28 protein-coding genes and 1 tRNA gene are annotated in these 26497 nt (G+C 44.8%); 11 read left to right on the forward strand and 18 right to left on the reverse strand.

Annotated features, from left to right (window positions below; translation table 11 throughout):
- Positions 1 to 155: 155 nt before the first annotated feature.
- The 4 genes from rplL to rplK form a co-directional block, all read right to left on the reverse strand.
- Positions 156 to 530 (reverse strand): 50S ribosomal protein L7/L12, encoded by a 375-nt coding sequence (rplL, locus tag EP13_RS16835; RefSeq protein WP_044058296.1) that lies wholly within the window; start codon positions 528 to 530, stop codon positions 156 to 158.
- A gap of 57 nt (positions 531 to 587) precedes the next feature.
- Entirely contained in the window at positions 588 to 1106 is a 519-nt protein-coding gene (gene rplJ / locus EP13_RS16840) for a 50S ribosomal protein L10 (RefSeq protein ID WP_044058297.1), read from the reverse strand.
- A gap of 305 nt (positions 1107 to 1411) precedes the next feature.
- The gene (gene rplA / locus EP13_RS16845) at positions 1412 to 2107 is read right to left on the reverse strand and encodes a 50S ribosomal protein L1 (protein WP_044058298.1); all 696 of its coding nucleotides are present in this window, start codon (positions 2105 to 2107) and stop codon (positions 1412 to 1414) included.
- Between the two features lie 4 nt (positions 2108 to 2111).
- Entirely contained in the window at positions 2112 to 2540 is a 429-nt protein-coding gene (gene rplK / locus EP13_RS16850; protein WP_044058299.1) for a 50S ribosomal protein L11, read from the reverse strand.
- 226 nt (positions 2541 to 2766) lie between these two features.
- Between rplK and EP13_RS18950 the strand changes: the two genes are divergently transcribed.
- Together EP13_RS18950 and EP13_RS16860 are read left to right on the forward strand one after the other, a co-directional pair.
- The gene (locus EP13_RS18950; RefSeq protein ID WP_052364458.1) at positions 2767 to 3075 is read left to right on the forward strand and encodes a hypothetical protein; all 309 of its coding nucleotides are present in this window, start codon (positions 2767 to 2769) and stop codon (positions 3073 to 3075) included.
- A 17-nt stretch (positions 3076 to 3092) separates the two neighbouring features.
- Entirely contained in the window at positions 3093 to 3302 is a 210-nt protein-coding gene (locus tag EP13_RS16860) for a hypothetical protein (RefSeq protein ID WP_044058300.1), read from the forward strand.
- Between the two features lie 83 nt (positions 3303 to 3385).
- On the opposite strand, the gene nusG is transcribed toward EP13_RS16860, so the two are convergent.
- The 4 genes from nusG to EP13_RS16880 form a co-directional block, all read right to left on the reverse strand.
- Positions 3386 to 3934, reverse strand: coding sequence for a transcription termination/antitermination protein NusG (nusG, locus tag EP13_RS16865; protein ID WP_044058301.1), 549 nt, complete (start codon positions 3932 to 3934; stop codon positions 3386 to 3388).
- 3 nt (positions 3935 to 3937) lie between these two features.
- Positions 3938 to 4315 (reverse strand): preprotein translocase subunit SecE, encoded by a 378-nt coding sequence (secE, locus tag EP13_RS16870; protein ID WP_044058302.1) that lies wholly within the window; start codon positions 4313 to 4315, stop codon positions 3938 to 3940.
- 58 nt (positions 4316 to 4373) lie between these two features.
- Positions 4374 to 4450: transfer RNA gene (locus EP13_RS16875), tRNA-Trp, on the reverse strand.
- 140 nt (positions 4451 to 4590) lie between these two features.
- Complete coding sequence (locus EP13_RS16880; protein ID WP_044058303.1) at positions 4591 to 6432, reverse strand: ABC transporter ATP-binding protein; 1842 nt, start codon at positions 6430 to 6432, stop codon at positions 4591 to 4593.
- A 322-nt stretch (positions 6433 to 6754) separates the two neighbouring features.
- Between EP13_RS16880 and EP13_RS16885 the strand changes: the two genes are divergently transcribed.
- Together EP13_RS16885 and sodC are read left to right on the forward strand one after the other, a co-directional pair.
- The gene (locus EP13_RS16885; protein WP_044058304.1) at positions 6755 to 7972 is read left to right on the forward strand and encodes an EAL and HDOD domain-containing protein; all 1218 of its coding nucleotides are present in this window, start codon (positions 6755 to 6757) and stop codon (positions 7970 to 7972) included.
- 284 nt (positions 7973 to 8256) lie between these two features.
- Entirely contained in the window at positions 8257 to 8802 is a 546-nt protein-coding gene (gene sodC, locus EP13_RS16890; protein WP_044058305.1) for a superoxide dismutase family protein, read from the forward strand.
- A gap of 87 nt (positions 8803 to 8889) precedes the next feature.
- Here sodC and EP13_RS16895 read toward each other — a convergent pair whose 3' ends face one another.
- The gene (locus EP13_RS16895) at positions 8890 to 9498 is read right to left on the reverse strand and encodes an RraA family protein (protein ID WP_044058306.1); all 609 of its coding nucleotides are present in this window, start codon (positions 9496 to 9498) and stop codon (positions 8890 to 8892) included.
- 201 nt (positions 9499 to 9699) lie between these two features.
- On the opposite strand from EP13_RS16895, the gene EP13_RS16900 reads away from it, so the two are divergent.
- On the forward strand, positions 9700 to 11760 hold the full coding sequence (locus tag EP13_RS16900) for a M13 family metallopeptidase (RefSeq protein WP_044058307.1): 2061 nt from the start codon (positions 9700 to 9702) through the stop codon (positions 11758 to 11760).
- Positions 11761 to 11842: 82 nt separating this feature from the next.
- Here the strand turns inward: EP13_RS16900 and EP13_RS16905 are convergent, their stop codons facing one another.
- The 5 genes from EP13_RS16905 to EP13_RS16925 form a co-directional block, all read right to left on the reverse strand.
- Complete coding sequence (locus EP13_RS16905; protein WP_044058308.1) at positions 11843 to 12241, reverse strand: ACT domain-containing protein; 399 nt, start codon at positions 12239 to 12241, stop codon at positions 11843 to 11845.
- Positions 12242 to 12275: 34 nt separating this feature from the next.
- Positions 12276 to 13655: an ATP-dependent RNA helicase DbpA gene (gene dbpA / locus EP13_RS16910; RefSeq protein ID WP_044058309.1), complete on the reverse strand. Its 1380-nt coding sequence runs from the start codon at positions 13653 to 13655 to the stop codon at positions 12276 to 12278.
- Between the two features lie 64 nt (positions 13656 to 13719).
- The gene (gene pyrC, locus EP13_RS16915) at positions 13720 to 14769 is read right to left on the reverse strand and encodes a dihydroorotase (RefSeq protein ID WP_044058310.1); all 1050 of its coding nucleotides are present in this window, start codon (positions 14767 to 14769) and stop codon (positions 13720 to 13722) included.
- A 32-nt stretch (positions 14770 to 14801) separates the two neighbouring features.
- Positions 14802 to 15341: a PhnA domain-containing protein gene (locus EP13_RS16920; RefSeq protein ID WP_044059092.1), complete on the reverse strand. Its 540-nt coding sequence runs from the start codon at positions 15339 to 15341 to the stop codon at positions 14802 to 14804.
- A 109-nt stretch (positions 15342 to 15450) separates the two neighbouring features.
- Positions 15451 to 15999, reverse strand: a complete 549-nt coding sequence (locus EP13_RS16925; protein ID WP_081869528.1) for a lipocalin family protein — start codon at positions 15997 to 15999, stop codon at positions 15451 to 15453.
- 170 nt (positions 16000 to 16169) lie between these two features.
- On the opposite strand from EP13_RS16925, the gene EP13_RS16930 reads away from it, so the two are divergent.
- Together EP13_RS16930 and gloA2 are read left to right on the forward strand one after the other, a co-directional pair.
- Positions 16170 to 17120 carry an aldo/keto reductase gene (locus tag EP13_RS16930; RefSeq protein WP_044058312.1) on the forward strand — a complete coding sequence of 317 codons (951 nt, stop codon included), beginning with the start codon at positions 16170 to 16172 and terminating at the stop codon, positions 17118 to 17120.
- Between the two features lie 38 nt (positions 17121 to 17158).
- Positions 17159 to 17560, forward strand: coding sequence for an SMU1112c/YaeR family gloxylase I-like metalloprotein (gloA2, locus tag EP13_RS16935; RefSeq protein ID WP_044058313.1), 402 nt, complete (start codon positions 17159 to 17161; stop codon positions 17558 to 17560).
- 326 nt (positions 17561 to 17886) lie between these two features.
- On the opposite strand, the gene EP13_RS16940 is transcribed toward gloA2, so the two are convergent.
- Positions 17887 to 19107: an MFS transporter gene (locus EP13_RS16940; protein ID WP_044059093.1), complete on the reverse strand. Its 1221-nt coding sequence runs from the start codon at positions 19105 to 19107 to the stop codon at positions 17887 to 17889.
- A gap of 557 nt (positions 19108 to 19664) precedes the next feature.
- Between EP13_RS16940 and EP13_RS16945 the strand changes: the two genes are divergently transcribed.
- Positions 19665 to 19874, forward strand: coding sequence for a hypothetical protein (locus EP13_RS16945; RefSeq protein ID WP_044058314.1), 210 nt, complete (start codon positions 19665 to 19667; stop codon positions 19872 to 19874).
- A 103-nt stretch (positions 19875 to 19977) separates the two neighbouring features.
- Here the strand turns inward: EP13_RS16945 and folE are convergent, their stop codons facing one another.
- Positions 19978 to 20661 carry a GTP cyclohydrolase I FolE gene (gene folE / locus EP13_RS16950; RefSeq protein WP_044058315.1) on the reverse strand — a complete coding sequence of 228 codons (684 nt, stop codon included), beginning with the start codon at positions 20659 to 20661 and terminating at the stop codon, positions 19978 to 19980.
- Between the two features lie 188 nt (positions 20662 to 20849).
- Here folE and folM point away from each other — a divergent pair, with 188 nt between their 5' ends.
- From folM to EP13_RS16965, 3 genes are all read left to right on the forward strand, one after another.
- Positions 20850 to 21557, forward strand: a complete 708-nt coding sequence (folM, locus tag EP13_RS16955) for a dihydromonapterin reductase (protein WP_044058316.1) — start codon at positions 20850 to 20852, stop codon at positions 21555 to 21557.
- Positions 21558 to 21693: 136 nt separating this feature from the next.
- Positions 21694 to 22755, forward strand: coding sequence for an agmatine deiminase family protein (locus tag EP13_RS16960; RefSeq protein ID WP_044058317.1), 1062 nt, complete (start codon positions 21694 to 21696; stop codon positions 22753 to 22755).
- A complete protein-coding gene (locus EP13_RS16965) occupies positions 22745 to 23638 on the forward strand; it encodes a carbon-nitrogen hydrolase (RefSeq protein ID WP_044058318.1) in 894 nt (297 codons plus the stop codon). The genes EP13_RS16960 and EP13_RS16965 overlap by 11 nt, the downstream gene beginning before the upstream one ends.
- A gap of 84 nt (positions 23639 to 23722) precedes the next feature.
- On the opposite strand, the gene pdeM is transcribed toward EP13_RS16965, so the two are convergent.
- A complete protein-coding gene (gene pdeM, locus EP13_RS16970; protein WP_052364459.1) occupies positions 23723 to 24457 on the reverse strand; it encodes a ligase-associated DNA damage response endonuclease PdeM in 735 nt (244 codons plus the stop codon).
- 15 nt (positions 24458 to 24472) lie between these two features.
- Positions 24473 to 26425, reverse strand: a complete 1953-nt coding sequence (locus EP13_RS16975) for a tetratricopeptide repeat-containing diguanylate cyclase (RefSeq protein ID WP_231497885.1) — start codon at positions 26423 to 26425, stop codon at positions 24473 to 24475.
- Between the last annotated feature and the right edge of the window lie 72 nt (positions 26426 to 26497).

A 26497-nucleotide genomic window follows, 5' to 3' on the forward strand; every position in this document is an offset into this window, starting at 1 on the left:
TTGTTGGATTTTTATGCTTTTTATGGGTATTTCCGAAGTGCGCATTTAGCCGTGTAGTCAAGGGTTAGAATCTACACGCTATACAGCGCAAAAAGGCTGGTGGTTCAAAAAACCACCAGCCTTGCCGTCTCAGGCAAATAATCTAAACAAATAGATTACTTGATTTCAACTTCAGCGCCAGCTTCAACTAGCTGTGCTTTAAGTTCTTCAGCTTCTTCTTTGCTTACGCCTTCTTTGATAGCTTTAGGAGCAGATTCAACTACTTCTTTAGCTTCTTTAAGACCTAGGCCAGTCGCGCCGCGAACTGCTTTGATTACTGCAACTTTGTTGCCACCGAATGAAGTCATTACAACGTCAAATTCAGTTTTCTCTTCTGCTGCTGCTTCACCGCCAGCTGCTGGACCAGCTACAGCTACTGCTGCAGTTGCTTCAACGCCGAACTTTTCTTCAGCTGCTTCGATTAGCTCTACCAATTCCATAACTGGCATTTCAGCAATCGCGTTTAAGATATCTTCTTTAGTTAGAGCCATGTTCTCTAAACTCCTGGGTTTTTAATGTTAAAAAAATCAATATGCCAAAAACGGGAATTACTTCTCGTCTTTGATCGCCGCCAATACGCGCACAAACTTGGTAGGAACTTCGTTGATTGTTTGAACGAATTTGCCCACCGGTGCTTTGAAGGTTGCAAGAAGTTTTGCAAGCGCTTCGTCGCGAGTTGGAAGTGAAGCCACTGCGTCCAATTTCTCTGGACCAAGAAGACCACTACCAATTGATAGTGCTGTTACTTTTAGCTTATCGTTCCCTTTCGCAAAGTCTTTGAAAAGACGTGCCGCACCGCCTGGTGCGTCGATTGAGAAACCATAGATAAGCGGACCAGTAAGAGCGCTATCGATGTCTGCAAATTTGCTGTCTGCCAATGCACGCTTAGCTAGAGTATTACGTACAACCTTTAGGTATACGCCTTGCTCACGAGCTTTAACGCGCAGGTCAGTCAGTTCTGCAACTTCCATCCCACGGTATTCAGCGACGGCAACGGATAGAGCGCGAGACGCAACTTCAGAAACTTCTGCTACGATCTCTTTTTTTGCTGCTAAACCTAGTGCCACTGAGTTCACCTCTTTGTATCTGACTTTGCTTGTAGTTTCCTACTTACGCCGTCAGGGTTCACAGATTGATATCAACCAACACAGTTGATACCGCTCTACGGTGTTTGTTACCCCAGAGAGTCTGAGTCAAACCACCGTCTGCGCAGGTTGTTGTATTAAGCAATGTGTTGACTGTGAAAGTTCTCTTACCTCTTTCACCACATCGCACCTGCGGTCTTGGACGGGAGCTGCTTACTAGCACTGCTATGTACACAGCTCCAACCCATAACCTTTCAGAGATCCAATGGGAGATAATCCCTTTGGAATTAAAGACCTACAGAAGCCTTGTCAAGAGATACGCCAGCGCCCATAGTGGTGCTTAGGCTGATCTTCTTGATATAAGTACCTTTAGCAGAAGAAGGCTTAGCTTTCTTCAATGCTTCAAGTAGTGCTTCAAGGTTTTCTTGAATTTGGTTTGCTTCGAACGCAATTTTACCGATGCTAGCGTGGATGATACCGTTCTTATCGTTACGGTAGCGTACCTGGCCCGCTTTCGCGTTCTTAACAGCAGTAGCAACGTCTGGCGTTACTGTACCCGTTTTAGGGTTAGGCATAAGGCCACGTGGACCTAAGATTTGACCTAGTTGACCAACAACACGCATTGCGTCTGGGCTAGCCACTACAACGTCAAAGTTCATTTCGCCTTTTTTAACTTGCTCAGCTAGGTCGTCCATACCAACAATGTCAGCACCGGCTTCTTTCGCTGCTTCAGCATTTGCACCTTGAGTGAATACAGCAACACGAACGTCTTTACCAGTACCGTTTGGAAGCACTGTTGCGCCACGAACGTTTTGGTCAGATTTTTTCGCATCGATACCAAGGTTAACTGCTACGTCAACGCTTTCTGCGAACTTAGCTGTTGCTAGTTCTTTAAGAAGCGCTACCGCTTCATTGATTTCGTACTCTTTAGTCGCTTCAACTTTGTCGCGAATAAGACGAGCGCGTTTCGTTAATTTAGCCATTCGATTAGTCCTCTACGTTCAAGCCCATTGAGCGAGCAGAACCCGCGATAGTGCGTACCGCTGCATCTAAGTCAGCTGCAGTTAGATCTGGCTCTTTAGTTTTAGCAATCTCTTCTAGCTGAGCGCGAGTAACTTTACCCACTTTCTCAGTATTAGGACGGCCAGAACCACTCTTGATGCCAGCTGCTTTCTTAAGCAGGTAAGACGCAGGAGGAGTCTTAGTTTCGAATGTGAAAGAGCGATCTTCGTATACCGTAATTTCTACTGGTACCGGAGCGCCTTTTTCAAGGCTATCAGTTTTCGCATTGAAAGCCTTACAGAATTCCATGATGTTCACACCATGTTGACCTAGTGCAGGACCAACTGGTGGACTTGGGTTAGCAGAACCAGCTGCAACCTGAAGCTTGATAATACCGCTTACTTTTTTAGCCATTTTACATGCTCTCTTGTTTGGGTCTAACGCCTCGCAAATACAGAGAATATTTGCTCAATCGGCTTCCCGTTTCCGTTTAAAAGGGCGCGCATTATATAAGGTGATTAATTGCTATGCAAGCATTAATGTGATTAAAAAACGCTCTCACGGACAGTTTTTTAATGGAATTCTTCGGCAGATAATTATCAAGCCAACTCACTGGCAATGACTATCAAGAGGAAATGAAATGGAAGAATATCAATTTACAACATTAAGTGAAGACGAAATGAACCGTGTTAATGGTGCTTGGCTTGCAAATGCTGCTGGCGCTATCGCCGGTGGTGTAGGCGGTTTTTTTGGCGCTATAATTTCTGGGGGGCAAGACGCAACAGCAGAAGATTTAGCTATTGGCGCATTTTCTGGATTTATCGCTGGTGGATTAAACCCTGTAAGGGGTTTCGGAAGCTTGGCGACAACGTTGGGCGGTACAATCGTAGGATCAGGTGCGTCTAGCCTGGCTGATGATATGATACAGAGCAGAAGGCTACGTTATTGAGAGTGAGAGGAACGTTTATGGAATTTATTATTGGTACGCTATTGTGGTTAGTATGGGTAGTTGCCCTCAATGTCGTATTTAAGGGCGTATTGAAAGTCGGCTTTTGGGGCGCTATAAGCGACGCACCACAACTTTCGTCTTGGCAAGCACACCTACTGCAAGGCATATTCATTCTTGCCCTATTAGTTCCTGCTTACTTGCTTATTCCTTTTGGAAACGTTTCTTGAATAACGCTATACCGACAAAAACGTAATTAAAAACAAAAAACCTGCCAGAAGCAGGTTTTTTATTCGATAAAGCTAAAGGGCGATTAACCTTTTTCTACTTGACCAAATTCTAGGTCTACTGGTGTAGAGCGACCGAAGATAAGCACCGATACTTTTACGCGACTCTTTTCGTAGTCGACTTCTTCTACCACACCGTTGAAGTCTGCAAAAGGACCATCGGTAACACGAACCACTTCGCCCGGCTCGAACAAAGTTTTTGGCTTTGGCTTATCAACCGACTCTTCAAGACGGTTTAAGATAGCGTCTGCTTCTTTTTGCGTAATAGGCATTGGGCGATCTGATGTACCACCGATAAACCCTAGTACACGAGGCACACTTTTCACTAAGTGCCATGAATCTTCGTTCATCGCCATTTCAACCAATACATAACCAGGGTAAAACTTACGCTCTGATTTACGCTTTTGGCCTGCACGCATTTCAACCACTTCTTCTGTCGGTACAAGTACCTGACCGAAGTGCTCTTCCATGTTGTGCATTTTGATGTACTCAAGCAGAGTCTTTTTTACACGTGCTTCATACTGCGAATATGCTTGTACTACGTACCATCTTTTCTTAATTGCTTCTTCAGACATACGTTATGCTCCTATTCCAGTAATAAAGCCCACAAGACGAACAATAATGCCGTCTAGGCCCCACAAAATGAGTGACATTACCAAGGTAGCTGCGAGTACGATGATAGTGGTTTGATTAGCCTCTTGGCGAGTAGGCCATACCACCTTGCGTACCTCAGTACGAGATTCTTTTGCAAAACTTAAGAAATTACCGCCTTTGGTGGTAGATGCAGCAAGAAAGCCCGCAATTGCCACTACGACTACGGCCGCAACCGCACGGTAAAGTACCGAAATTTCGCCATACATGGTGTTAGCCGTAACTAAACCAGCAAGTAGGGCAAACACGATTACCCATTTAAACATGTCCAAGCCATTGGACTGATTTTCCGTTTTTTCGCTCATGTCACGATCCTAGCACTACAGCGTCGTTTAGCTCACGTTAATACGAAAGCACTTAATCTGGCAGGGGTGGAGGGACTCGAACCCCCAACCATCGGTTTTGGAGACCGCTGTTCTACCAATTCGAACTACACCCCTGTGGCGTTAAACTCACAAATTTTACTTACACTACCCTTGGGAATTCAGCGTCTTTTCGTTGGAAAGTGCGGTATCGCAAGGGAGGGACGCGTATTATACTCAAGAATGCAATGGGCACAAGGATTTTTCCACTCATACTGTCACTCGACACCAATAAAGCCCCCTGTTTGATGCGCCCACAACTTGGCGTAAATGCCATTGTGTTCAAGTAATTGTGCGTGGCTCCCCTGTTCTACAATTTTGCCTTTATCCAACACAAGTAGCCTGTCCATTTGCGCTATGGTTGACAGTCGATGGGCAATGGCCAGTACCGTTTTGCCTTCCATAACTTTATCGAGACACGCTTGTATCGCCGCTTCCACTTCTGAATCTAGGGCGGAGGTGGCTTCATCAAGAATTAATACGGGGGCATCTTTCAATAGCACTCGAGCAATGGCCACCCGTTGTCGTTGCCCACCTGACAGCTTCACACCTCGCTCGCCCACATGAGCATCGTATCCAGTGCGCCCCTGACTATCGGTGAGCGTAAGGATAAACTCATGGGCCTCGGCTTGTTTGGCTGCACGAATCATATCCTCTTCTGTGGCGTCGGTTCTGCCATATAAAATATTGTCGCGAACCGAGCGGTGCATCAACGAGGTGTCTTGAGTCACCATGCTTATTTTCGCGCGTAAGGTTTCTTGGCCTACTTGGGTAATGTCTTGGCCATCAATGGCAATGTGTCCACTTTGGGCATCATAAAAACGCATTAACAGGTTCACTAGGGTAGATTTTCCCGCCCCGGAACGACCGACCAAACCCACTTTTTCCCCTGGTTTGATGGCTAAGTCGAGTTGCCGGAATACATCTATAGGCTTGTTTCCGGCCCCCGTATAAGAGAAGTGGATATTGTCGAATGTTATTGCGCCGCCGTTAACCGTCAGAGCATTCGCCTTAGGGGCATCTTTTACCGCAATGGGTTGCGCCAAGGTATTCATGCCATCTTGAACGGTGCCTAAATTCTCAAATAAGCCTGACACTTCCCACATGATCCAATGCGACATACCGTTGAGGCGTAAACACAAACTTATCGCAATGGCGATATCGCCAGCACTGGCAATATTTTCTAACCAAAGGTGTATCGACAACGCACCTATAACAAAAATCAGTATGGCATTGGCCATTTCAACGCAAAATTCGAGTACGGTAACAAGGCGCATTTGCGGGTATACGGTTTTTAAAAAGCCGTCCATGCTTTCTTTGGCGTAATCGGCCTCTCGTCGGCTATGGGAAAACAGTTTTACCGTGGTGATATTGGTGTAACTATCAACAATACGCCCAGTCATTAGTGAACGGGCGTCAGCCTGCCGCTGAGAAACAACTTTCAGCTTAGGCACCAATACACGAAGAATACATATATAGACAAAAAACCAAACAATAAGCGGTACCGCTAATCGCCAATCCGTGCTGAAAATTAGCACCACCATTGAAATGAAGTACACACAAATGTACACCATTAAATCGAGCACTTTGGTTACCGTTTCACGCACTGATAACGCAGTTTGCATCACCTTTGTTGCTACCCTACCGGCAAATTCGTTATGAAAAAAGGTGAGGCTTTGCCCTAGTAAATAGCGGTGAGCCTGCCAGCGAATTCGCATGGGATAGTTCCCCATTAACGACTGCCTAGAAAACAATGAGCGCAGCAAAATAAAACCGGGAATAAGTACTAATACCGTGGTTCCCATCCCCACCAATGTCCATTTTTGCTCATCAAGAAAGGTGTCTCTGTTTTGCTCGGAAAACCAGTCCACCATTTGGCCAAGAAACCCAAACAGCGCGACTTCCAGCACAGCGACGATCGCACTTAATAAGGAAACAATAGCGATAACCCCCCACATGCCCTGGGTGTAGTATTTGCAAAAAGCGACAATACCTTTAGGAGGTTGAGCGGGTGGCGTGTCGGGAAAGGGCTTAGTTAAGCGCTCGAAAAATGAAAACATGGGTATGACTCACGTGGTTATACATCAACTGCAAATTATCTACAGGATTCTACACCATCTATTCGGTGCTATCGGTAAAACCTTTCACATTTTCCTCACTCTAAACGTTCACGCCTTACGCTAAGGTAGAAAAGACTGAAAGTGGTCTAACCTTTGTCGATAGTTTGGAATTATCTCGCGCCCATCACATATTGATGTAATGCTGACAGTTCTATGGGTATTAACATGAAGAAATAACAGTGATTTTAGCCTTTCAGTACACCGGATGCCGTTTTTCAGCTAGACTCCACCCTATGTCTACATTTAGCGTTTTCATTTATTGATGAAAGTTTTTACCGCGCGCCAAGCTATTTTTAACCGTCGCCAACATACTGTTGCCTACGAGGTCTTCTTTCGCGACGGTATTGAAAACGTCTTCCCAAAGGGTGTTGACCCTACCGTGGCAACCTCTCGGCTTATTGTAAATCAACATTTAAACGTGGGTATTACCGCTATTACCAACGGTAAACGCGCCCTCGTTAACTTTTCTCAGCAAGGCCTGATTGACCGCATCCCTTCTCTGATGCCGCCTAATGATATCGTTATAGAGGTGCTTGAAGATGTGGAGCCCACTGACGAAGTGTATGAAGCGTGTCGAGAGCTTTTTCACAAAGGCTATCGAATGGCCTTGGACGATTTTTTGTATCACAAGGATTGGGAGCGGTTCTTAAACTTCACCCGATTATTAAAGTTTGATATTCAAAACACCCCGTTAGAAGAAATCGCACCGCTTGTAGAAAAGTTTAAAAAACGCAAAGGCCTTAAACTGCTTGCGGAAAAAGTAGAAACACAAGAAGAGTTTATGCTGGCAAAAAAAATGGGCTTTGATTTCTTCCAAGGTTACTTTTTCTGTAAACCTGAAATGATTGAAAACAAGGATATTGAAGCGCAGCATGCCATGACGCTGATTATCTATCATGAAGCGTTAAAGCCGTTTTTAAACTACACAAAACTTGCGAGTTATTTCGAGCAAGATGTTAGCCTGAGTTACAAGCTTTTGCGCTTTACGAATTCAGGTCTATTTGTATTAAAAGAGCCCATTGAATCTATAAAGCAAGCCCTAGTCTATTTGGGAGAAGAGCAAGCAAGGAAATTCATTTGCTTAATTGCCACCGCCCACCTACGCAAAAATAAACCCGTAGAAATTATTAGAATGTCGATTATTCGTGCGCGCTTTTGTGAACAAATCGCCAAACACGTTGCCCCGGGCACTTCTGATAGCGCCTTCATGGTGGGCCTGTTTTCCATGATAGATGCCTTACTTGATACGCCCATGGCGTCGTTACTTGCTAAGTTACCGCTCAGTGAAGATATTAAAACGGCGCTACTGGGGGAAAAGAGTTTGTTACTGAATACCTTAGAATTGGTCAAAGCCTACGAGTCTGGCAGTTGGTGGGCCATCACGAAAAAAGCGGAACTGATTAATATTCCCCAAGATGATTTGCCCGATATGCACCGCAATGCAACCTTGTGGTCTGAAACCTACGAGACCATCAGTTAACCCATTAGGTCACAGGAATTACCGATAGCTTTGCCGTTATTTTCTACGCTAACGTTACTCGTTGCCGAACTCGGTAACATTTTCATACCCTGTGTTAATACGATACATTCCTTTTACGAGCACCCCGCTGGCATAATGCCGCTATCCATTGCCAGCCCACGCATAGTGGGCGTTTAACCCTAACTATTTAACTGGTGTGGTTCCTGCTTTTCCTATTAGTAAGCCAGTGAGCGTATTCACTGATGTCATTGAATTACCCTTGACTCACAAATAAGGAGAGCATGATGAATAAACGCAAAATAACCGCAATGGTAGGCGCAGTATCGTTAGCACTCAGTTCAGCAAGTTTCGCGGCTCACCATGATGACGATCATATCAGTGTGGTAATGAAAGATTTAAAGACCGAGAGCAGCATGGGCACAGTTAAAGTGAGTGACTATGATGACGATGGCGTGGTTTTCACCCCTAATCTTAAAGGGTTAACCCCCGGTATTCATGGCTTTCACATCCACGAAAATGGCGACTGCTTAGCCACCATGAAAAATGGTAAAACGGTACTTGGAGGCGCTGCGGGTGGCCATTTCGACCCCGAAGCAACCGGCCAGCATAAAGCCCCTTGGTCGGAAGCGGGTCATGAAGGCGATCTACCCACTCTATACGTGGATGAAAGCGGCAATGCCACGCAACCTGTTTTCGCCCCAGAGTTAGAACTTGAAGACATTCGCGGCAAAGCCATCATGATTCACGCAGGTGGCGATAACTATTCAGATGAGCCGAAAAAACTTGGCGGTGGCGGTCCTCGTGTAGCATGTGGCGTTATTTCAGAATAGTGGCACTTTGATTGACCCACAGGATGAGCCCTCTGCTGGGGCTCACTTTTGCGGGCACAAAAGGTACTAACCGAGGTGCCCGCTAGCCTATTGAAAGCCTAACTCTTTTAATATTCCTTCCACTTTTTCGACATGTTGTGCTTCCCACTGTGCTAACGACATTGCGGCGTCTTTTTGAGCCCGCGCACGGGCGACGTCATAAGCCTGTTCAGCTGCGGCTTTTGGAATCACAGCAATGCCTTCTTCATCGGCAACGATGATGTCGCCGGGGTGCACTAGTACAGAGCCACAATGCACGGGTTGATTGAGAGGCGACACACATTTTTTAGCGCCTGGTTTGGGTATCACCCCTTTTGCAAACACTGGAAACTGATTTTCTCTGGTTTCAGCAATGTCACGAATAACACCATCAATCACAAACCCTTTGATGCCTCTTGCTTGCGCAATAGCGCAAACATTACCACCAGCCACGGCAAACTTGTCGTCGGCCTCCACCACAAGGATGTCGCCCGGCCGCGCGCGATAGATGGCCGCATGAAGCATCAAATGATCGCCCGGTTCGCATTTTACTGTAAAGGCAGGACCTGCAATACGTGGCATTCCTGACCAAAGCGGCTTAATGCTGTAATGCATAAATTGATGGCGAGGCAAGGCATCGGCATATTCACAGGGTGATATTGAATCGAAGGGCAACATACGGGTTCCTTATCAAGAGTGCTGTGCACAGAAGCGCAAAGAATAGATGATATTCACTATAACCAACTTCCCTCCCTAAAGTTGTTACAAGCTATGTATTTTCACTATAAACGCTTTTTCTATTCGTCACTGCGTGATAGAAATATCCGGTCGTAAACGCCTATAAAAGGCGTACTAACAAAAATAAACCAGGAAGAAGTCATGTTACGAACTGTAGTAAGCCTAAGTGTCGCACTCGCACTAACGGCATGTAGTCCTCAAAACACCACCAGCGAAACCCCATCTCAAGCTCAAGCAGAACAACAACAAGCCTTACAATCTGGCGTAATTAAAGAGAACATGGATTTATCGGTAGATCCAGGTAACGACTTCTTTAGCTATGTTAATGGTAAATGGGTAGATAACCTTGAGATCCCAGCAGATAAATCTAGCTATGGTGCGGGCATGATTTTAAGTGACGAGTCTCAAGAAAATGTCATGGACATTATTAAAAGCTCTTCTGAAGGAGATTTTGCAGCGGGTTCCGACGAACAAAAAGTAGGTGATTTTTATCGTGCGTACATGGATATAGATACCCGTAACGCACTAGGTATGACCCCTATTGTTCCTGAACTAGAAAAAATTGACACCATTGAGAGCTACGACGACCTAGCGGCGTATTTTGCTTACGCTAACCGTTATGGCTATGCCAAACCCTTCAGTATCGGCCAAAATGCAGACTTCAAGTCGCCAGAAAGCTACATGATTTATACGTGGCAGTCTGGCTTAGGCTTACCTGATCGTGAGTATTACTTTAAGGATGACGAAGCCTCAAAAGACATTCGCGATGCCTATATTAAGCATATTGAGCGTATGTTTACGTTAGCTAAATTCGACGCACCTGCAGACAATGCTCAAATGCTTTTCAATATGGAAATGGCCATTGCCAAACTTCATATGAAGAAAGAACAAGTACGTAACTGGGCAGTAAACTACACGAAAGTACCGGTAGATGAACTCAGCACCTACATGCCAAATTTCCCGTGGACGTTATTCCTAAAAGAAATGCAGCTTGAAGACTTAGATAATGTGGTTTTTCTTCAAAGTGACTTCATGAAGAATATGGACAGCTTCATTGCTGAAACTTCCCTTGAAGATTGGAAGGTATTTTTGAAATGGGGTCTTCTTAACGCCTCCGCTAGCCGTTTAAGTGAAGACTTTGACCAGGCTGATTTCGACTTTTACAGCAAAAAACTTAGCGGCGTAGAAGAACAGCGCCCATTATGGCGCAGAGCCGTGGGGCTCACCAACGCCCACGTGGGCGAAGTTATTGGTAAGGTGTATGTGAAAAAGTACTTCCCACCCGCGGCGAAAGATCGCATGACAGAAATGGTGAACAACCTACTGCTTGCCTATAAAGACAGTATTGAGCAATTAGACTGGATGACGGAAGAAACCCGCCAACAAGCGTTAGACAAACTGTCTAAATTCACCGTAAAAATTGGCTATCCAGAGCAATGGAAAGATTATTCACAGTTGACGGTGAAAGCGGAAGACTTGTTCGGCAACCTTAAGCGCTCGGCTGACGTGCAGTATGACGTTATGCTTAAAAAGCAAGGCGGTCCAGTGTGGAAACATGAGTGGTCGATGACACCGCAAACGGTGAACGCGTACTACAACCCAACGGCGAATGAGATTGTATTCCCAGCCGCTATTTTGCAGCCGCCATTTTTCGATATGAATGCGGAAGATGCAGTAAACTACGGTGGTATTGGGGCCGTTATTGGCCACGAAATTGGACATGGGTTTGACGATTCTGGCTCGACCTTCGACGGCGACGGTGTGCTTCGTAACTGGTGGACAGATTCAGACTTAAGCGAGTTTAAAGCGCGTACCTCGACCTTAGTCAATCAGTACAATGAATTTGAAGTGCTGCCTGATTTGTATGTGAACGGCGAATACACGTTAGGGGAAAATATTGGTGATTTAGGTGGCATTAGTATTGCGCTTAAAGCCTACCATCTTTCATTACAGGGTGAAGATGCGCCCGTGTTAGATGGCTTCTCGGGCGACCAACGGGTGTTTATTGGTTACGGACAAGTGTGGGCTAGCAAGTATCGTGAAGAAGCCTTGCGTACGCAAATTCAGACCGACACGCACTCTCCAGCGAAATTCCGTACGAACGGTGCGCTTCGCAACGTACCTGAGTTTTATGAAGCCTTTAATGTAACCGAAGAAGATGCGTTGTACCTTCCACCGGAAGAGCGCGTAAAAATTTGGTAATACCATAGCGTTTAACACACGCTATTACCGATAAAAAAGGGGCGACACTTGGTGTCGCCCCTTTTTGTTTCTGTTATTGAGGTTAATGTGACAAAGAGGACAACACCATAACGGCTTCATCAGCACGCTGGCAAGGCACAAAAATATGATCGTGGTAAAAGCCTGCCACCACATTTGCACTAATCCCTTTGTCGGTGAGTGCCGTTGTCATGGCAGCTGTCATACCTACCGCATCTAAGCTTGAGTGCACTTCACAGGTAATACAGCTAAATGTACCTTCAAAAGTAAATCCATGTGTTTTTGCCACCTCAACCTCTAAAATCAACGTTACCCCTTCTTTTTCTTTAAAGGTTGCCAGGGCTTGCGACATCACATCAACAGACAATATGTCTGGCGCCACGCACACAAACACATAGTCCCCTGGCCTTTTCACAGGCATGAGGTTTTTTAGCAATGCTGACAACTTGGATTCACCCAGCATGTATACTCCTTTGACGTATTGACCGTTTCATCACCTAAAGCTTGCGAGCACGAACCCGCTTGCCTTTAATTTTGCCGTCTCTAAACAAGGCCATAGCGCGTTTTACACTGCGTGTTTTTAACGCCACAAAACTCATGCTATTTTGCACCGCAATTTTACCCACGTCATCGCCTGGAATACCGGCATCTTTGGTTAATGCTCCCACTAAGTCGCCAGGGCGTAGTTTTTGCTTTTTACCCGCGCCTAATGAAATACAGGTAAAATCAGGTAATACAATACGGTTTTTGTGAAAACGCAATGCTTGTGCGCCTTTCATCTCGATATCGCTTTCCTGAAGCACTTCGATTTTTCGCAAAAAGTGCTCCTCTTCATCACCTACAAGGGTAATGGCCGTTCCTTTCGCGCCCGCACGGGCAGTACGTCCAATTCGATGAATATGGGTTTCCGGCTCTTCACTCACGGTGTAATTAATGACACATTCTATGTCGTCAATGTCTAGCCCTCTAGCCGCCACGTCGGTTGCCACTAGCACCTGTAATGCATCGCTAGCAAATTGCATTAACACGGCAGTGCGCGCTATCTGCTCCATGTCGCCTTGCAAGCCCGCCGCACTAAAGCCTTCCTCTGTAAGCTCCTCTACCACTTCGTTGACTTGCACCCTTCGGTTACAAAACACAATGGCATTCTTAGGCTGGTAATGGGTCAACAGGGCTTTTAGTGTTTGAATTCGTGTATGAGGAAGTACTTTATACCCCAGTTGCGTAATAGCAGGCTTATTGATTGCGGCCTCTACCTTGCAGGTTACCGGGTCAGTTAAGTTTTGCTCAGCAATGCGTTCAATTTGCTCGGTAAAGGTAGCCGAGAAAAGTAACGTTTGTACCGTGTTTGGCATCGGCGAAAATATGACGTCTAACGCCTCTTCAAAGCCCATATCCAACATACGATCGGCTTCGTCTAGTACCCTTAACGTTACATTGGATAAATCTAATCGGCGACGTTCTACATGGTCCATCACCCGCCCTGGCGTACCCACAATAATATGAGCACCGTGTTTGAGCGACTGGATTTGCGGCCCCATAGGTTGGCCCCCGCACAGGGTAAGGACTTTTATATTGCCAATTTGCTTGGCCGCGTTACGGCACTGCTGCGCCACTTGGTCAGCCAGTTCTCGGGTTGGACATAACATGACAACTTGAACAGAAAAGTTGCTCTGGTCAATTTTTTCTAAGGCAGGTATGACAAAGCAAAGGGTTTTACCACTTCCTGTTTGTGCCTGCCCTATGACGTCTTTACCTGCCAAGGCATGGGGTAAAGATTGTGCTTGGATAGGCGAAAGCGTATAAATGCCCTGCGCATCCAAAGCACGTTGAATGTCTGGGTTGATATCTAAGTGCTTAATGGTTTCTACTGTCATTTCGGTTTTCCAAAGATGACAAAGGCCAGATTCACTGGCCTTTGATTAATAATGCAGGAATGAATTAGTTTGCGTTAAATGCGCTTTCTAATTTCCATTGTAATTCTTGGCCTGCGTAAAAAGGTACCATGTCTGTGCCATCGGCAAGGGTGACTTGCTCAGGTACCTGCCATTGCTGTTTGACTAACGTCATTGTAGTAGTATTGCGTGGCAGACCATAGAAATCGGCACCGAAATGGCTAGCAAAGCCTTCCAATTTATCCATTGCCCCTAGCTGCTCGAACACTTCTGCGTACAATTCAATTGCTGACCATGCGCTATAACAACCCGCACAGCCGCACGCATTTTCTTTCTTATGTTTCGCATGTGGCGCAGAATCTGTGCCAAGGAAAAAGCGCTTATGGCCACTGGCCACGGTTTCTCTTAGCGCTTGCTGGTGAGTATTGCGTTTTAGCACAGGCAAACAATAGTTGTGAGGGCGCACGCCACCCACGAGAAGATCGTTTCTATTCAAAAGTAAGTGCTGTGGCGTAATCGTTGCGCCAACAAAGTCACTGGCGTCTTTCACAAAACTAGCCGCATCAGCAGTGGTAATGTGTTCAAACACCACTTTCAGAGCTGGAAAAGCGCTTACAATTAACGACAAGTGCTTATCGATAAATGCCTTTTCTCTATCAAAGATATCAATATGGTGCTCGGTGACTTCGCCATGAACAAGGAGCAATAGTCCATGTTCTTGCATAGCCTCAAAGACGGGATAAAGGGCCTCTATGCCCTTAACTGCCGCATCTGAATTTGTAGTTGCCCCGGCAGGATAAAGCTTACAGGCGGTAACCCCTGCTTGCTTTGCCTCTGCAATATCTCGCGGCGTGGTTTGGTTAGTTAAGAACAAGGTCATTAAAGGTTCAAAGTGGCTTCCCTTTGGCCTTGCGGCTTCAATTCGTTGCTTATATGCCACAGCCATCTCAGCATTGACCACAGGCGGTACTAAATTTGGCATAACAATGGCGCGTTGAAAACAACGAGCCGTAGCAGGTACAGTTTCAGGCAGCATTTCGTTATCACGAAAATGCAGATGCCAATCGTCTGGAGTTGTAATAGTTAAAGTTTGCATGCCTGTATGATCTCTACTGTATAGCTAACGAATTAAGACTTTTTAGTGTATGAAGCAATGATAACAATGCGAGTACCATTCACCCTGCCTTCGATATGCAAAGGGTTGTCACTTAAACTGATGCCTCTCACCGGGGTGCCGCGCTTCGCAGTAAAACCGGCGCCTTTTACGTTCAGGTCTTTCACTAAATGAACGTTATCCCCAGGCTGAAGCACAGTGCCATTGCAATCTAGTGTTGGCTCACGTTCAATTAACCCCGCTTCAGCCCACTGCTTGGTGGCGTCTTCAAGGTACATCATATCCAGCAAATCTTGCGCCCAGCCTTCGCTGCTTAAGCGGCTTAACATTCGATATGACACCACTTGAACGGCAGGTTCAGTAGACCACATAGCGTCATTAAGACAACGCCAATGGTTAGGCGTTAACTCAGCGTCGCCCGTTAATTGCTCGCGGCACGTTTGACAGGTAGCGATAGCACACCCAGCTGTCTCATCTGGAGACTCTGGTATCATGTACACATCTAGGTTTTCGGTGTTTTTACATAGTTCACAAGCGCTATTCGCCCGCGTCATGACCGCTTCTTGAAGCACGACTATTATCCTGGCTAACTAACTGAGTTTAATTTGCGGCGCAGTATAGCACATTTAGCATTAAATAGTCGGTATGCTCGATGAGTTAAACCTAGTTAGCGTTAGCGGGATCGTGGTCAACCCATATAAGTTTATCTGTGTCATAACCTTTTTGGTTGGCAAAAGAGAGTAGCGCGTCTCGTGTCTCATCCGAGATGGTTTTAGAACGGGCTAAAAACCAAAGATAATCTCTATCAGGCCCGGTGACTAAGGCATATTGATAATTTTCTTTATCGAGCTTCATCACCACATAGCTGGCGTAAAATGGGCCAAAAAACGACACTTTTAAGTGAGCGATGCTAGGTTCACCTACAAAATAGGCTTTCCCTTCGGCTTCGTCCCATGTTCCTTCCTGCGCTGAGTATCCGCGGTTAATCACTTTTACACCACCGTCATCACGCATGGAATATTGGGCAGTAACGTGGCTTAAACCTTCTTCAAAACTATGATCATACCGCGCAATTTCATACCAGGTACCAAGATACCGGTTTAATTCAAACCCTTTAACTGGAGTGACATTGTCTGGCGTACTTGTGCAACCGGCTATTGCCATACCCACGATGGCCAAAAGTGCTGCTTTCACACTGAGTGCTATTTTCATTATTGTTCCTTTGAACTCTGTTCGCTTGTATCAGTATATTTAATTTATACCTTCATACGTATTCAAAGGTTTACCTGTCGACTATTGTACTTGCTTCATCTATATAGGGCTTACAATAATAGACAGGCAAGGCTACTGTAGCGGTAGCATAACGATATTGGAGTAACAAAATGCAAACTTATTTTCCCGAAGCAAGCCGGCTTATTTACGGCTGTATGGGGCTGGGCGGCGGATGGAACGATATAGCCGCCACCAACGATGATGTTAAGCAAGCGCAGAGTGTGATTGAAAAAGCCCTAGAGCTTAACATTAATGTATTCGATCATGCTGACATCTATACCTTTGGTAAAGCCGAAACCGTCTTTGGTAACGTTTTACGGGATTCCCCTGCGCTCAAAGAGCAGATGGTTTTGCAATCGAAGTGCGCCATTCGATTTGAGGACGATATGGGTCCCAAACGATATGACTTTTCTGCGAAATGGATTAGCTCCTCTGTGGAAGGCATTTTGTCTCGGCTTCATATTGAACAACTTGATATTTTGCTACTTCACCGCCCAGATCCACTGATGGAACTGGAAGAAGTTGCGCAAACCCTAGCGTTGCTTCAGCAGCAAGGTAAAATCAAACATGTTGGGGTTTCTAACATGCATAGCCACCAAATGGCTTATTTACAATCTGCCTTATCTACGCCTATTGTTGCGAACCAGCTTGAGATGAGTTTAGCTTTTAGAGACTGGTTAGAAGATGGAGTGACCACCAATAGTCCAGCGAATCGTCATTCAGGCTATGCCCCTGGCACCTTAGAGTATTGCATGATGAATAACGTGCAATTGCAAGCATGGGGGAGTTTGGCACAAGGCAAATACACTGGTGCTGCAACACAGAATGAGATGGAGGCTGCCACGGCGGCACTCGTTAACCAATTGGCCGCAGAATATACGACAAGTCCTGAAGCCATTGTACTGGCCTGGCTAATGCGCCACCCCGCCAATATTCAACCTGTTTTAGGTACCACCAATTTATCGCGGTTAACCGCGTGCGAACAAGCCAATCGTACACACTTATCTCGTGAACATTGGTACAAGTTATGGGAAACCGCGCGTGGCACAGAAATGCCTTAGGGCAAACTCAGCCAATACCCCGTTAGGAGAAAATCAAAGTGGAAACGAAAAAGGCGCAACTTAAAGGCTTCCATCATGTGGCGGTTATCTGTAGTGACTATGCAAAGTCGAAAGCATTTTACACAGAGATATTAGGGTTTGCCGTGATTGACGAAAATTACCGTGAGGAACGGGATTCTTATAAATGTGATATTGCACTGGCCGATGGCAGTCAGTTAGAACTGTTTTCGTTTCCGGGCGCGCCAGCGCGCCCTTCTCGTCCTGAAGCGCAAGGGCTACGCCATTTAGCCTTTAAAGTGGACCAAATAGAACAGGTTATCTCACATTTAGCCCATCATGGCGTAGCCTGCGAGCCTATTCGTATTGACCCTTATACACACAGGCGGTTTACGTTTTTTCAAGACCCAGACGGTTTGCCACTAGAACTCTACGAGCAGTGAATTGCTTCTTAGTGGCTCACCCTGTTCGAGTGAGGTGCGCATTATACGCTGGAAGTTTTTGTTGTCAACACTTTTTGAAAATTTATTTTCTGAAGCGTTTTCTTCTAAACTCCCGTCTTTACTGGCCTATAAAGGTAGTAGAGACTTACTTCAGGAGGCTTGCTGTTTTGCTTTTCCCCCGAAGCGGATGCGCATTTTAGGGAAATGAGCGCTCACGTCAACAAGTATTTTCAAAAAATAGGAAATTTGCGTTTTTTCGGTGCTTTTCTGTACACATGCATTAAATAGTGACCAGTAAACCTTGTTTAATGTTTACTGGTAGTACTTTACCCTTCACCATATTCGCTTGCTTCTAGCTCAGCTAACCTGGTTTGGGTTGGGTTTTTAACGTAGTTATAGCAAAGCCCTAAAAATAGAATAAGGGCAAAAACGGTCGCAACAATAAATCCGTATTTTGCATCGCCTCCATTCGCATCGCTCACCACCCCCATTATAAATGGACCCGCCGCTGCACCTGCAGCAGTAAAGAATAGAATGACGCCAGCCACACTACCGTGCTGATGTTTTGGAAAACAGCTAATTCCCTTTGAGTTAAACGTAGGGTAAATAACAGACATGAAGATGCCTGTTAAGGGGAACAAATACAGAGCAACGTGTTTGCCACCTACAAGGCCTAAGGTGAAACAGGTTACAATAGCACCGCTAAATAACATTAATACTAGTGCCCAGTTAAAGCGTGACATCATCCAAATACCTAAAAAGCGCCCTGCTGCTCGTAATATAAAGAAAGCAGTAACGGAATAAATGGCTAGCAATTGTGATGCGCCCTCACTGTAGCACTGGTAAGTTGCCTTCATACTTGTTGCATCACATACCAAATACGTTGGCATCCAAACATAAATAGCACTTTCAGCTGCCACATATAAAAATGCGCCTATCGAGAACCCCATTGCATAAGGGTTTTTGACCAAGGCTAGGCTGTTCCATAAAGACACTTTGTCTGTAGATGAAGAAGGTTGTGTATTGTAGGTGGGGTATTTCACGAACAGTGCGCCAAGGATAAGCAGCGTACATACGCCACCGGCAATAACGTAAAGCCATTGCCACGGCACCCCTTGGTGAATTAAGTACGCAACAATCAGCGGTCCTATAATTGCGCCTACACCAAAAAAGGCCTCGGCCCCGTTCATAGTAGAGGTATGCTGTTTGGTTGACGTTGATATATCGCCAATTAGCGCCAATGCGCCTGTTTTAAATATTCCAACAGCCACCCCAGACAAACTCATCAGACTTACAATAAGCAAAAAGTCATTGGCGACTAAAAAGCTATAGCAGGCTAATCCAAATAGAAGCAAACCAATAATAATAGTAGGTTTGCGTCCAATCTTATCTGCAAGAAAACCCAAAAATAAGCCAGATAGAGCAATTCCCAACATAGGTAGAGAGTGCATTAAGCTTGCTTGGGCGTTGGTGACAGAAAATGCCACTTTAACCTCTTTAATGATCTCGCCAACAGAGTCAGATGTCATCGCAAACATCATGAACATCAAATAGGTTAACCAGCGAATAACCCTGCTGTTTGGATCCTGGTTCGTCATAGTTTTACTCGTTATTAACTGCTTTTTGGTTTGGGTAAACTAGCCAACTTACACCCTACATTTACATGCTTTCAAAAATAACACGAATGTGAAATACGTAACTCAGCTGCTATACAAAACGAAACTTAATCGATTAAGATAAAAGTTAACAGAATATGAAAACCCTGTAAACCTTTTAATTTCGCCGGCACCAAGTGATCATTTTATTCATAACTAGGTAGAAGAACCTAGTTGATAACCAATAAGTGTTAAGTCGCAAGCGTATTATCCGCAGTCCCTTGTGACTAGCGCAGTAAAGGCAAACTCCCACCGAGGGAAAACTATTTTTCTTTACATTTTCTAGGGTTAGTTGAGTGCACTTAATTTATCGGCGCATTTCGTCAATAAGTGGCTATATTTTAGGGAACGAACTTATGCACGTAAAAGTATAAGCGCGTTGCACGTTACATGCGTGGTGATGTCAGCAAGGAGCATTAAAGATATGGAAAGTCTAATAAGGAAGTGTCATGAACAAAAACCAACCTCTCGAATACTTGTGTCCATACTGTGGCGTTATAAACGCGTTTGAACTCAATTCATTGCGAGACATGTATCACGAGCAGGTAGAAACGTGTTTTTGCTGCAAAAAGAAACTTAGCCTAACGGCGGCTGATGGCGTAGAAGGTCAAATCAACTTGGTGATTACTGAACTGGAAAATGAACTTCAGGTTAAATAACGTATTCCATCAATAGAAAGGAATTCGCCCACACTAGCCTAGCGCTTGCTTAACCTGGCTGTTGGTATGGGCGTAAGCGAATCACCTATTCAATGAATTGTGCTTAGGCGAAGAATTGTCGTCTTAGTTCTGCATCTTCTAAGAACTTCCCACCTAATGCAGACGTTTTGGTGTAGGAATTGGTATCACGAATACCTCTTGCCTTCACACAATAATGTGTGGCGTTAATGCTCACCGCAACATCTTCAGAACCGGTTAAGGTTTGGATGGCAACCAACACTTGCTGAGTTAAGCGTTCTTGTACTTGTGGGCGCTGAGCAAAAAAGCCGACAAGACGATTGATTTTAGATAATCCTAGCACGGTGTCTTTCGGAATATAAGACACAGTAGCGGTTCCATCGATAGTGACAAAGTGATGTTCGCAAGTACTGGTAAGGCTGATATCAGATACCTGCACAGGCTGGTCTAAACGCATTTTATTTTCAATTTGCGTAATTTTTGGAAACTTACGGTAATCGAGGCCGCCAAAAATTTCATCGACGTACATTTTGGCGATGCGCTTGGGAGTATCGCATAGGCTATCGTCCGATAAATCGAGACCTAGCGTATCCATGACCTCTCTCATAGCACTTTCAATTTTCAGTCGCTTTTGCTCGTCAGAAAGGCCATTACCTGCCATAGGTGTTTCTAAACCTTTCTCTTCTAACGCTGCTCTTACACGCTGTGCCGATTCGGAAATGGAGGGATCCAGCGCATCGCGCACGATTACCGCTTCTTTTGCTAACATTAACTTATTCCGTAATTACTTCTTTTTTGACCTTATACGCCCAATAAAACGTAAAGATCCGTTGGGCATAAAGATGACATTATTTTAATCTAATGGCAGTCCTCTATACCTTACTGGTAGTGTGATTTCGTTACACTACTATACCTCATTAGAGTAGTCCGACCCCTACACAGAAAAAGGAGACTTACTTGTCGTTACCTGTGTTAATTACCGGCGCTAGTCAGCGCCTTGGATTGGCTATGGCTGAAAGCCTTTTAGACCAAAAAATTCCCGTTGTTATCACCTACCGCACATATAAGCCGTCGGTGGCGTCACTTAAAGAGAGAGGGGCTACTGTTATACAGGCAGATTTTAGCACTGAGCAGGCTATTGATCGAGCAATTGCTGAGATTAAGGCAATCAATAAAAGCTATCGCGCCGTGATTCACAACGCCTCCGACTGGGCGATTGATGACAAATATGAGAACAAAGACCAATTAATGACATATATGATGCGCATTCATGCCCTTGTGCCTTATCGCATAAATTTAGCGCTAGAAACCCACCTTACCAACCACAACTTGGTGGCCGACATTATTCACATGACCGATTATGTACAAGAAACCGGTAGTGAAAAGCACATGGCGTATGCGGCAAGCAAGGCTGCATTGCACAATTTGACCTTGTCCTTCGCGAAGCGCTTAGCCCCTAAAGTAAAGGTAAATAGTATCGCGCCTGCGTTATTGATGTTCAATGATGGAGACTCGGATCACTATAAAGAAAAAGCGCGCACTAAGTCCTTACTTGAAGTTGTGCCAGGTGCACAAGAAGCGGTAAAGGCAATGCACTATTTGATGCAAAGTGAATATATTACTGGGCAAACTCTTCATCTTGATGGTGGCAGGCACTTAAAATAAAGCGTGGGGTAAATGTTGCGTATTCAGTCACGCAAAATTTTATTCTTTTCCAGCAATTAAATTCATGAAACCAGCTATTGGTAGGCAACCATTCCCTAGCTATAATTGTGGGTTTACACAAATCAACGAGATTAACATGCAAGGTAACCGAGTCATGGCTCCGGAATGGAACCAAGTGGATGCAGTACTTTTAGCTTGGCCCCACGCTCAAACTGATTGGGCGCCGTGGCTTGAGCATGCACGATTAACCTATATTAACGTCATTAATGCGGTTAACCGTTATGGTGCCGGCGTAATCCTATTGTGCGCACCTGATGACATTGATGCGCTTCAAGCACGCCTACCTGAGCAAGCAAAAGTGCTGATTATTCCCGCGTCGTTCAACGATACTTGGATGCGTGACTACGGCTTTATGACTTGTATAGACAGTGAAGGTAACGGCGCACCTGTAGAGTTCAAATTCAATGGCTGGGGCGAAAAATTCGATGCCTCCGAAGACAACCTAGCTAACCAACGCTATTTAGCGTCTTTGTGTCAATTGCCCCTGCGCAGCAGTCCGATTGTTGTGGAAGGCGGCGCGCTTGAAATTGATAGCACAGGGCACCTGCTCACCACCGCGCAATGCTTACTTAACCCTAAACGAAATGGCGATATGGATTTAAACTCATACGCTGAAGTGTTTACGCAGATGCTTGGCTGCAACAAAGTCACCGTGCTTCACAATGGCCATCTTGAAGGTGATGATACCGATGGGCATATCGATACTCTAGTGCGCTTTACGCCAAACAATGGTTTGGTCATTCAAGCTGCCTTTAACCGGCCACAAGATAGCCACTATGCGGGGTTGAAAGCATTATGTGAAGAGTGCGAACAATACCTCCCTCAGCACACGCAGTATCATTTACCTTTGCCCTATATTGTGGACGAAGACGGGGTTAGGCTACCGGCTTCTTATGCCAACTTTTTGATCTGTAACGACGCTGTTCTGCTACCCATTTATAAGCAGGATGAAGACGCCATTGCCATTGACGTTATGCAAAGCGCCTATCCCAACCATGTTATCGAACCCATTGATTGTTCTGTTTTGGTTAAACAGTATGGCAGCTTGCATTGTATTTCGATGCAAGTTCCCACCAACACACTGCAGGCTTCTGTACTAGCGCTGCTGGAAAAAGGAGTATCAATTTATGCCCAATAAAACCCTTAAAGTAGGCGTGGTTCAGCAAGCTGTCGCCGACAATAACAAGCAAACTAATTGGAATAAAAGTGCTGAGCAAGTGGCTAAGTTAGCCGATGAAGGGTGTGAGTGCATATTATTGCAAGAGCTTCACAGTACCTTGTACTTTTGCCAGCAAGAAGATACCGATGCGTTTGATTTAGCCGAGCCGATTCCTGGGCCCGCTACCGATTTTTTTGGTGAACTTGCTGAGAAGCATAATATTGTGTTGGTGACCTCTTTATTTGAGAAACGCGGTTCTGGCTTGTATCACAACACCGCGGTGGTATTTGATAGAAGTAAAGAAATTGCAGGTAAATATCGTAAAATGCACATTCCCGATGATCCAGGTTTTTATGAGAAGTTTTACTTCACACCTGGCGATATGGGTTTTCAACCTATACAAACCAGTGTGGGTAAATTAGGTGTATTGGTTTGTTGGGATCAATGGTATCCAGAAGCGGCGAGATTAATGGCCATGGCAGGCGCAGACTTACTATTTTACCCGACGGCCATCGGCTGGGACCTCAACGACACTGATGATGAACGCGTTCGCCAACATGGTGCCTGGGAAACCATTCAACGTTCTCATGCTGTGGCCAATTCCGTGCCTGTTATTGTGGCTAACCGTACTGGATTTGAAGCTTCTCCTGTGGACGGCGACCCTGGTATTCAATTCTGGGGGCAAAGCTTTATCGTTGGCCCACAAGGTGAAATTCTTGCCAAGGCAGACGCCAACGAAGAAACCACATTAACTGTTGAACTTGACCTTGCCCGCACTGAACAAGTTAAGCGCATCTGGCCTTACTTTAGAGACAGACGCATTGATGCATACGAAGATTTAACCAAGCGCTGGCGCGATTAAGGCAGGACGCAAGTAAGTTTATGTGAACCGGGCAACGTGATTGCCCGTTTCTTTATGCCATGCTGTTGTCTGAAGGACACAGAATTACACCTTAAAAATCGCACGGTCATACAACATATAACAAGCACGGGATTTTTCGGGCACTAATGCCAGCATAACCTCATCATTCACATCTAAGCCCCCGGTGAATTGACCAAACGCAGGCATGATGAATAAGTTGTCAGAAATCACGAAACACTTACCGGAAAATCGGCGTCGAGAAATGGTTTTTCGTGTTTTAGGGTGGTAATGCCCGATGACTTGCGGCGTGCTTTCGGCCTTGCCGGTTGCACTTACACTACTTTTCAGCGCGTCTGGTTCATGGCGAAACACCACACTATCGTGCGCTATTTCATGACAAGGATTGCCGGGAATGCCTACAGGTAAATCAGGATCGTGATTCCCCTCTACCCAATCCCATTGGGAAACGCTATTGACGATATCGCACAACAGGTTTTTGTCTTGTAGCGTCATGCGGGACAGACTGTGATTATCGTGAAAGCTATCACCCAAGCTAATCACCCGAGCAGGCATATAGTCTTTTATAACCAGCTGCAACCGTTTCAGCGTAGCTACTGAATCTATACTTGGCAGCGGATTACCATAACTACGTAAATAGCTGCCTTTCTCAAGGTGTAAGTCGGATACCACCAGCCAATCGAGCGCAGGTAAATAGGCCACTCCTCTGGCATCTAATACCCAAAGCAGCTCTGAAAACTTCACAATACTAATGTTTCGCAAGGCCACCTGCGACGATAGCCACTGCTCACTTATTGCCACTCTTTATTTACTTCCTCAGTCGATGACGACTTGATTTCTACCGTTTTCTTTAGCTCTATACAAGAGGGTGTCTGCACGTTTAATTAAAGAATCCAAAGAATTAGGTGATTTGCTATTTAGCGTTGCTCCTACGCTAAATGTCATCTCTTTCTTTGGATTAAAAGCTTCAATGGCATCGCAATATTTTTGGAAGGCGACGGCAAGCTTTTGAAAGATGTTTCTAACTACTTTTTCATCTGCCGAATTTAAGACGAATAACCATTCCTCACCACCGTATCGGCCAAATTCGTCGCCTTTAGGTAATGTATCTTTTGCTGCATTGGCAAAAGCAATTAGCACCATGTCGCCTATGTCGTGGCCATACTCGTCATTAATCTTTTTAAAGTAGTCTAGGTCAACAATAGCGATGGATACACTATGATGAGCTAGCTTAACGCTGGCAGCATTAAGTATTCCCCTACGGTTGAGACAGTCTGATAAATGATCGGTTGATGCCATACGATGGTATTTTTTTCGTTGGCGCACTTGCCGATAAAATAATAGCAAAGCCACAAGTACTAAAATAAACGCTATTGCCGCACTAAGGCGCCAAATTATTTTTTGTTGATACTCTTCTTTTGCCTGAAGTTCACTGATATTTTTTTGGTATTCTAACCTTCGAATTTCATCTTCTTTTTCTTTGACTTCAAACTTGACTTGCAGGGCTTTAATATTGCTTTCGCTGGTCGCTTCATAATGCTTATTAATGAAAAAAAGCTTTTTCTCCAGCGCTTCGAATGCTTCATCTACTTGATTAATCTTACGTTTTAGTTCATACCTTTCACCAAAAAACTCTGCTTTATAAATACTACGGCTAAATTTTTCAATGAGGTTAAAAACGTCATCATTTATTTGATTCGCTACTTCCAAGTTACCCTTTTCAATATATATATTACTCAGCAGGATCATAGAAGCCAGTTGCATATCATGAATACCCGAAGCCCGTGCAAGCTCTATATTTTCCTGAGCTAACTGTAAAGCCTCATCAAGATTGCCTTGAAGATATTGAACATTAGCAATGGAATATTGAGCAAAAGCTAACCCCTTTTTCATGTTTACTTTTTCAAAATAAGCCAGGGCTTTATGTAAGTAGAGCAACGCATTTGGGGTGTCATCGTTTTCTAGAAGTATATTGCCTAGGCTCCAATATGCCTTAGCAGTAAAAAGGCCGTCATTCGTTTTTTCAAACGTACTAACAGCCTTTTTAGCGTAATATATCCCTTTATCGCTTTCACTAAGGTAGGTGTAGGCGTCAGCTATTTTTCGGTAAAAATAACCTTGAGAAGCTACATCGCCTGTTTGCATCGCCAACTCGAGGCCATCTAAAGCCGCTTTCAGCGTTTTGCGCAACGCATCATCAGCCGTATAGTAATAAGCTAAAGCTCGATAGATAGTAATTTTTTCATCGTTTGAATGTTGCGATAGCTGTACTTCTAGCTTTTTCGCAAGTGCTTGTGCTGGGGCTGGATCATCCATTAATGTTAAAGACTTTAATTTCGTCTCTAGAAATAATAAATGAATGTCTTCTCGTTCTATGAACTCTTTTTTATCTAAGTAATATTGAAGGTGTGACGTTAAATCGCTGTATTTTTCTTGTCTGAAAAGAAGCTCGGAATAAAGCGCTGCCGCTTCAGCGTGAAGCGAATTCCAACCCTTTTCTTTAGCCACATTAAATACTTCCTTTAGGCTTTTTTCATTTTCAAGGTAATCAAGTCTGCTTTTTCTTACGTCACTAATAAACTGCTGAATCGCTTCACGATTCGGCGTATCTAGAGCGAGCTCGAGTGCTAGGCTCTGAAGGCTAAAAGAAAACACGGAAGCGAGCACGAATGCTCTGAAAAAATATCGAATACTTAGGCCTCTTGAGTGGGTGTTATTTTCAACAATTATCACTTTTGAACCAGCAAACTTAATCACACCATTTATCACTATAGCACTTCTTTACAAAGTTAAACCCATGTTTTTCGTTAATAATTTCCATCTAAATTGAAGTATTCAACG

The organism is Alteromonas australica (assembly GCF_000730385.1).
GTDB lineage: Bacteria > Pseudomonadota > Gammaproteobacteria > Enterobacterales > Alteromonadaceae > Alteromonas > Alteromonas australica.

Excerpts from the sequence above, each read along its gene's own strand:
- nusG (WP_044058301.1), bottom strand. The coding sequence starts at position 3,934 with ATGTCTGAAGAAGCAATTAAGAAAAGATGGTACGTAGTACAAGCATAT.
- EP13_RS18950 (WP_052364458.1), top strand. The coding sequence starts at position 2,767 with ATGGAAGAATATCAATTTACAACATTAAGTGAAGACGAAATGAACCGT.
- secE (WP_044058302.1), bottom strand. The coding sequence starts at position 4,315 with ATGAGCGAAAAAACGGAAAATCAGTCCAATGGCTTGGACATGTTTAAA.
- EP13_RS16885 (WP_044058304.1), top strand. The coding sequence starts at position 6,755 with ATGAAAGTTTTTACCGCGCGCCAAGCTATTTTTAACCGTCGCCAACAT.
- folE (WP_044058315.1), bottom strand. The coding sequence starts at position 20,661 with ATGTTAGCAAAAGAAGCGGTAATCGTGCGCGATGCGCTGGATCCCTCC.
- EP13_RS16900 (WP_044058307.1), top strand. The coding sequence starts at position 9,700 with ATGTTACGAACTGTAGTAAGCCTAAGTGTCGCACTCGCACTAACGGCA.
- EP13_RS16895 (WP_044058306.1), bottom strand. The coding sequence starts at position 9,498 with ATGTTGCCCTTCGATTCAATATCACCCTGTGAATATGCCGATGCCTTG.
- rplA (WP_044058298.1), bottom strand. The coding sequence starts at position 2,107 with ATGGCTAAATTAACGAAACGCGCTCGTCTTATTCGCGACAAAGTTGAA.
- EP13_RS16920 (WP_044059092.1), bottom strand. The coding sequence starts at position 15,341 with ATGACGCGGGCGAATAGCGCTTGTGAACTATGTAAAAACACCGAAAAC.
- sodC (WP_044058305.1), top strand. The coding sequence starts at position 8,257 with ATGAATAAACGCAAAATAACCGCAATGGTAGGCGCAGTATCGTTAGCA.
- EP13_RS16880 (WP_044058303.1), bottom strand. The coding sequence starts at position 6,432 with ATGTTTTCATTTTTCGAGCGCTTAACTAAGCCCTTTCCCGACACGCCA.
- rplL (WP_044058296.1), bottom strand. The coding sequence starts at position 530 with ATGGCTCTAACTAAAGAAGATATCTTAAACGCGATTGCTGAAATGCCA.
- EP13_RS16960 (WP_044058317.1), top strand. The coding sequence starts at position 21,694 with ATGCAAGGTAACCGAGTCATGGCTCCGGAATGGAACCAAGTGGATGCA.
- dbpA (WP_044058309.1), bottom strand. The coding sequence starts at position 13,655 with ATGACAGTAGAAACCATTAAGCACTTAGATATCAACCCAGACATTCAA.
- EP13_RS16930 (WP_044058312.1), top strand. The coding sequence starts at position 16,170 with ATGCAAACTTATTTTCCCGAAGCAAGCCGGCTTATTTACGGCTGTATG.
- EP13_RS16965 (WP_044058318.1), top strand. The coding sequence starts at position 22,745 with ATGCCCAATAAAACCCTTAAAGTAGGCGTGGTTCAGCAAGCTGTCGCC.
- EP13_RS16940 (WP_044059093.1), bottom strand. The coding sequence starts at position 19,107 with ATGTTCATGATGTTTGCGATGACATCTGACTCTGTTGGCGAGATCATT.
- EP13_RS16860 (WP_044058300.1), top strand. The coding sequence starts at position 3,093 with ATGGAATTTATTATTGGTACGCTATTGTGGTTAGTATGGGTAGTTGCC.
- rplK (WP_044058299.1), bottom strand. The coding sequence starts at position 2,540 with ATGGCTAAAAAAGTAAGCGGTATTATCAAGCTTCAGGTTGCAGCTGGT.
- EP13_RS16905 (WP_044058308.1), bottom strand. The coding sequence starts at position 12,241 with ATGCTGGGTGAATCCAAGTTGTCAGCATTGCTAAAAAACCTCATGCCT.
- pyrC (WP_044058310.1), bottom strand. The coding sequence starts at position 14,769 with ATGCAAACTTTAACTATTACAACTCCAGACGATTGGCATCTGCATTTT.
- EP13_RS16925 (WP_081869528.1), bottom strand. The coding sequence starts at position 15,999 with ATGAAAATAGCACTCAGTGTGAAAGCAGCACTTTTGGCCATCGTGGGT.
- EP13_RS16945 (WP_044058314.1), top strand. The coding sequence starts at position 19,665 with ATGAACAAAAACCAACCTCTCGAATACTTGTGTCCATACTGTGGCGTT.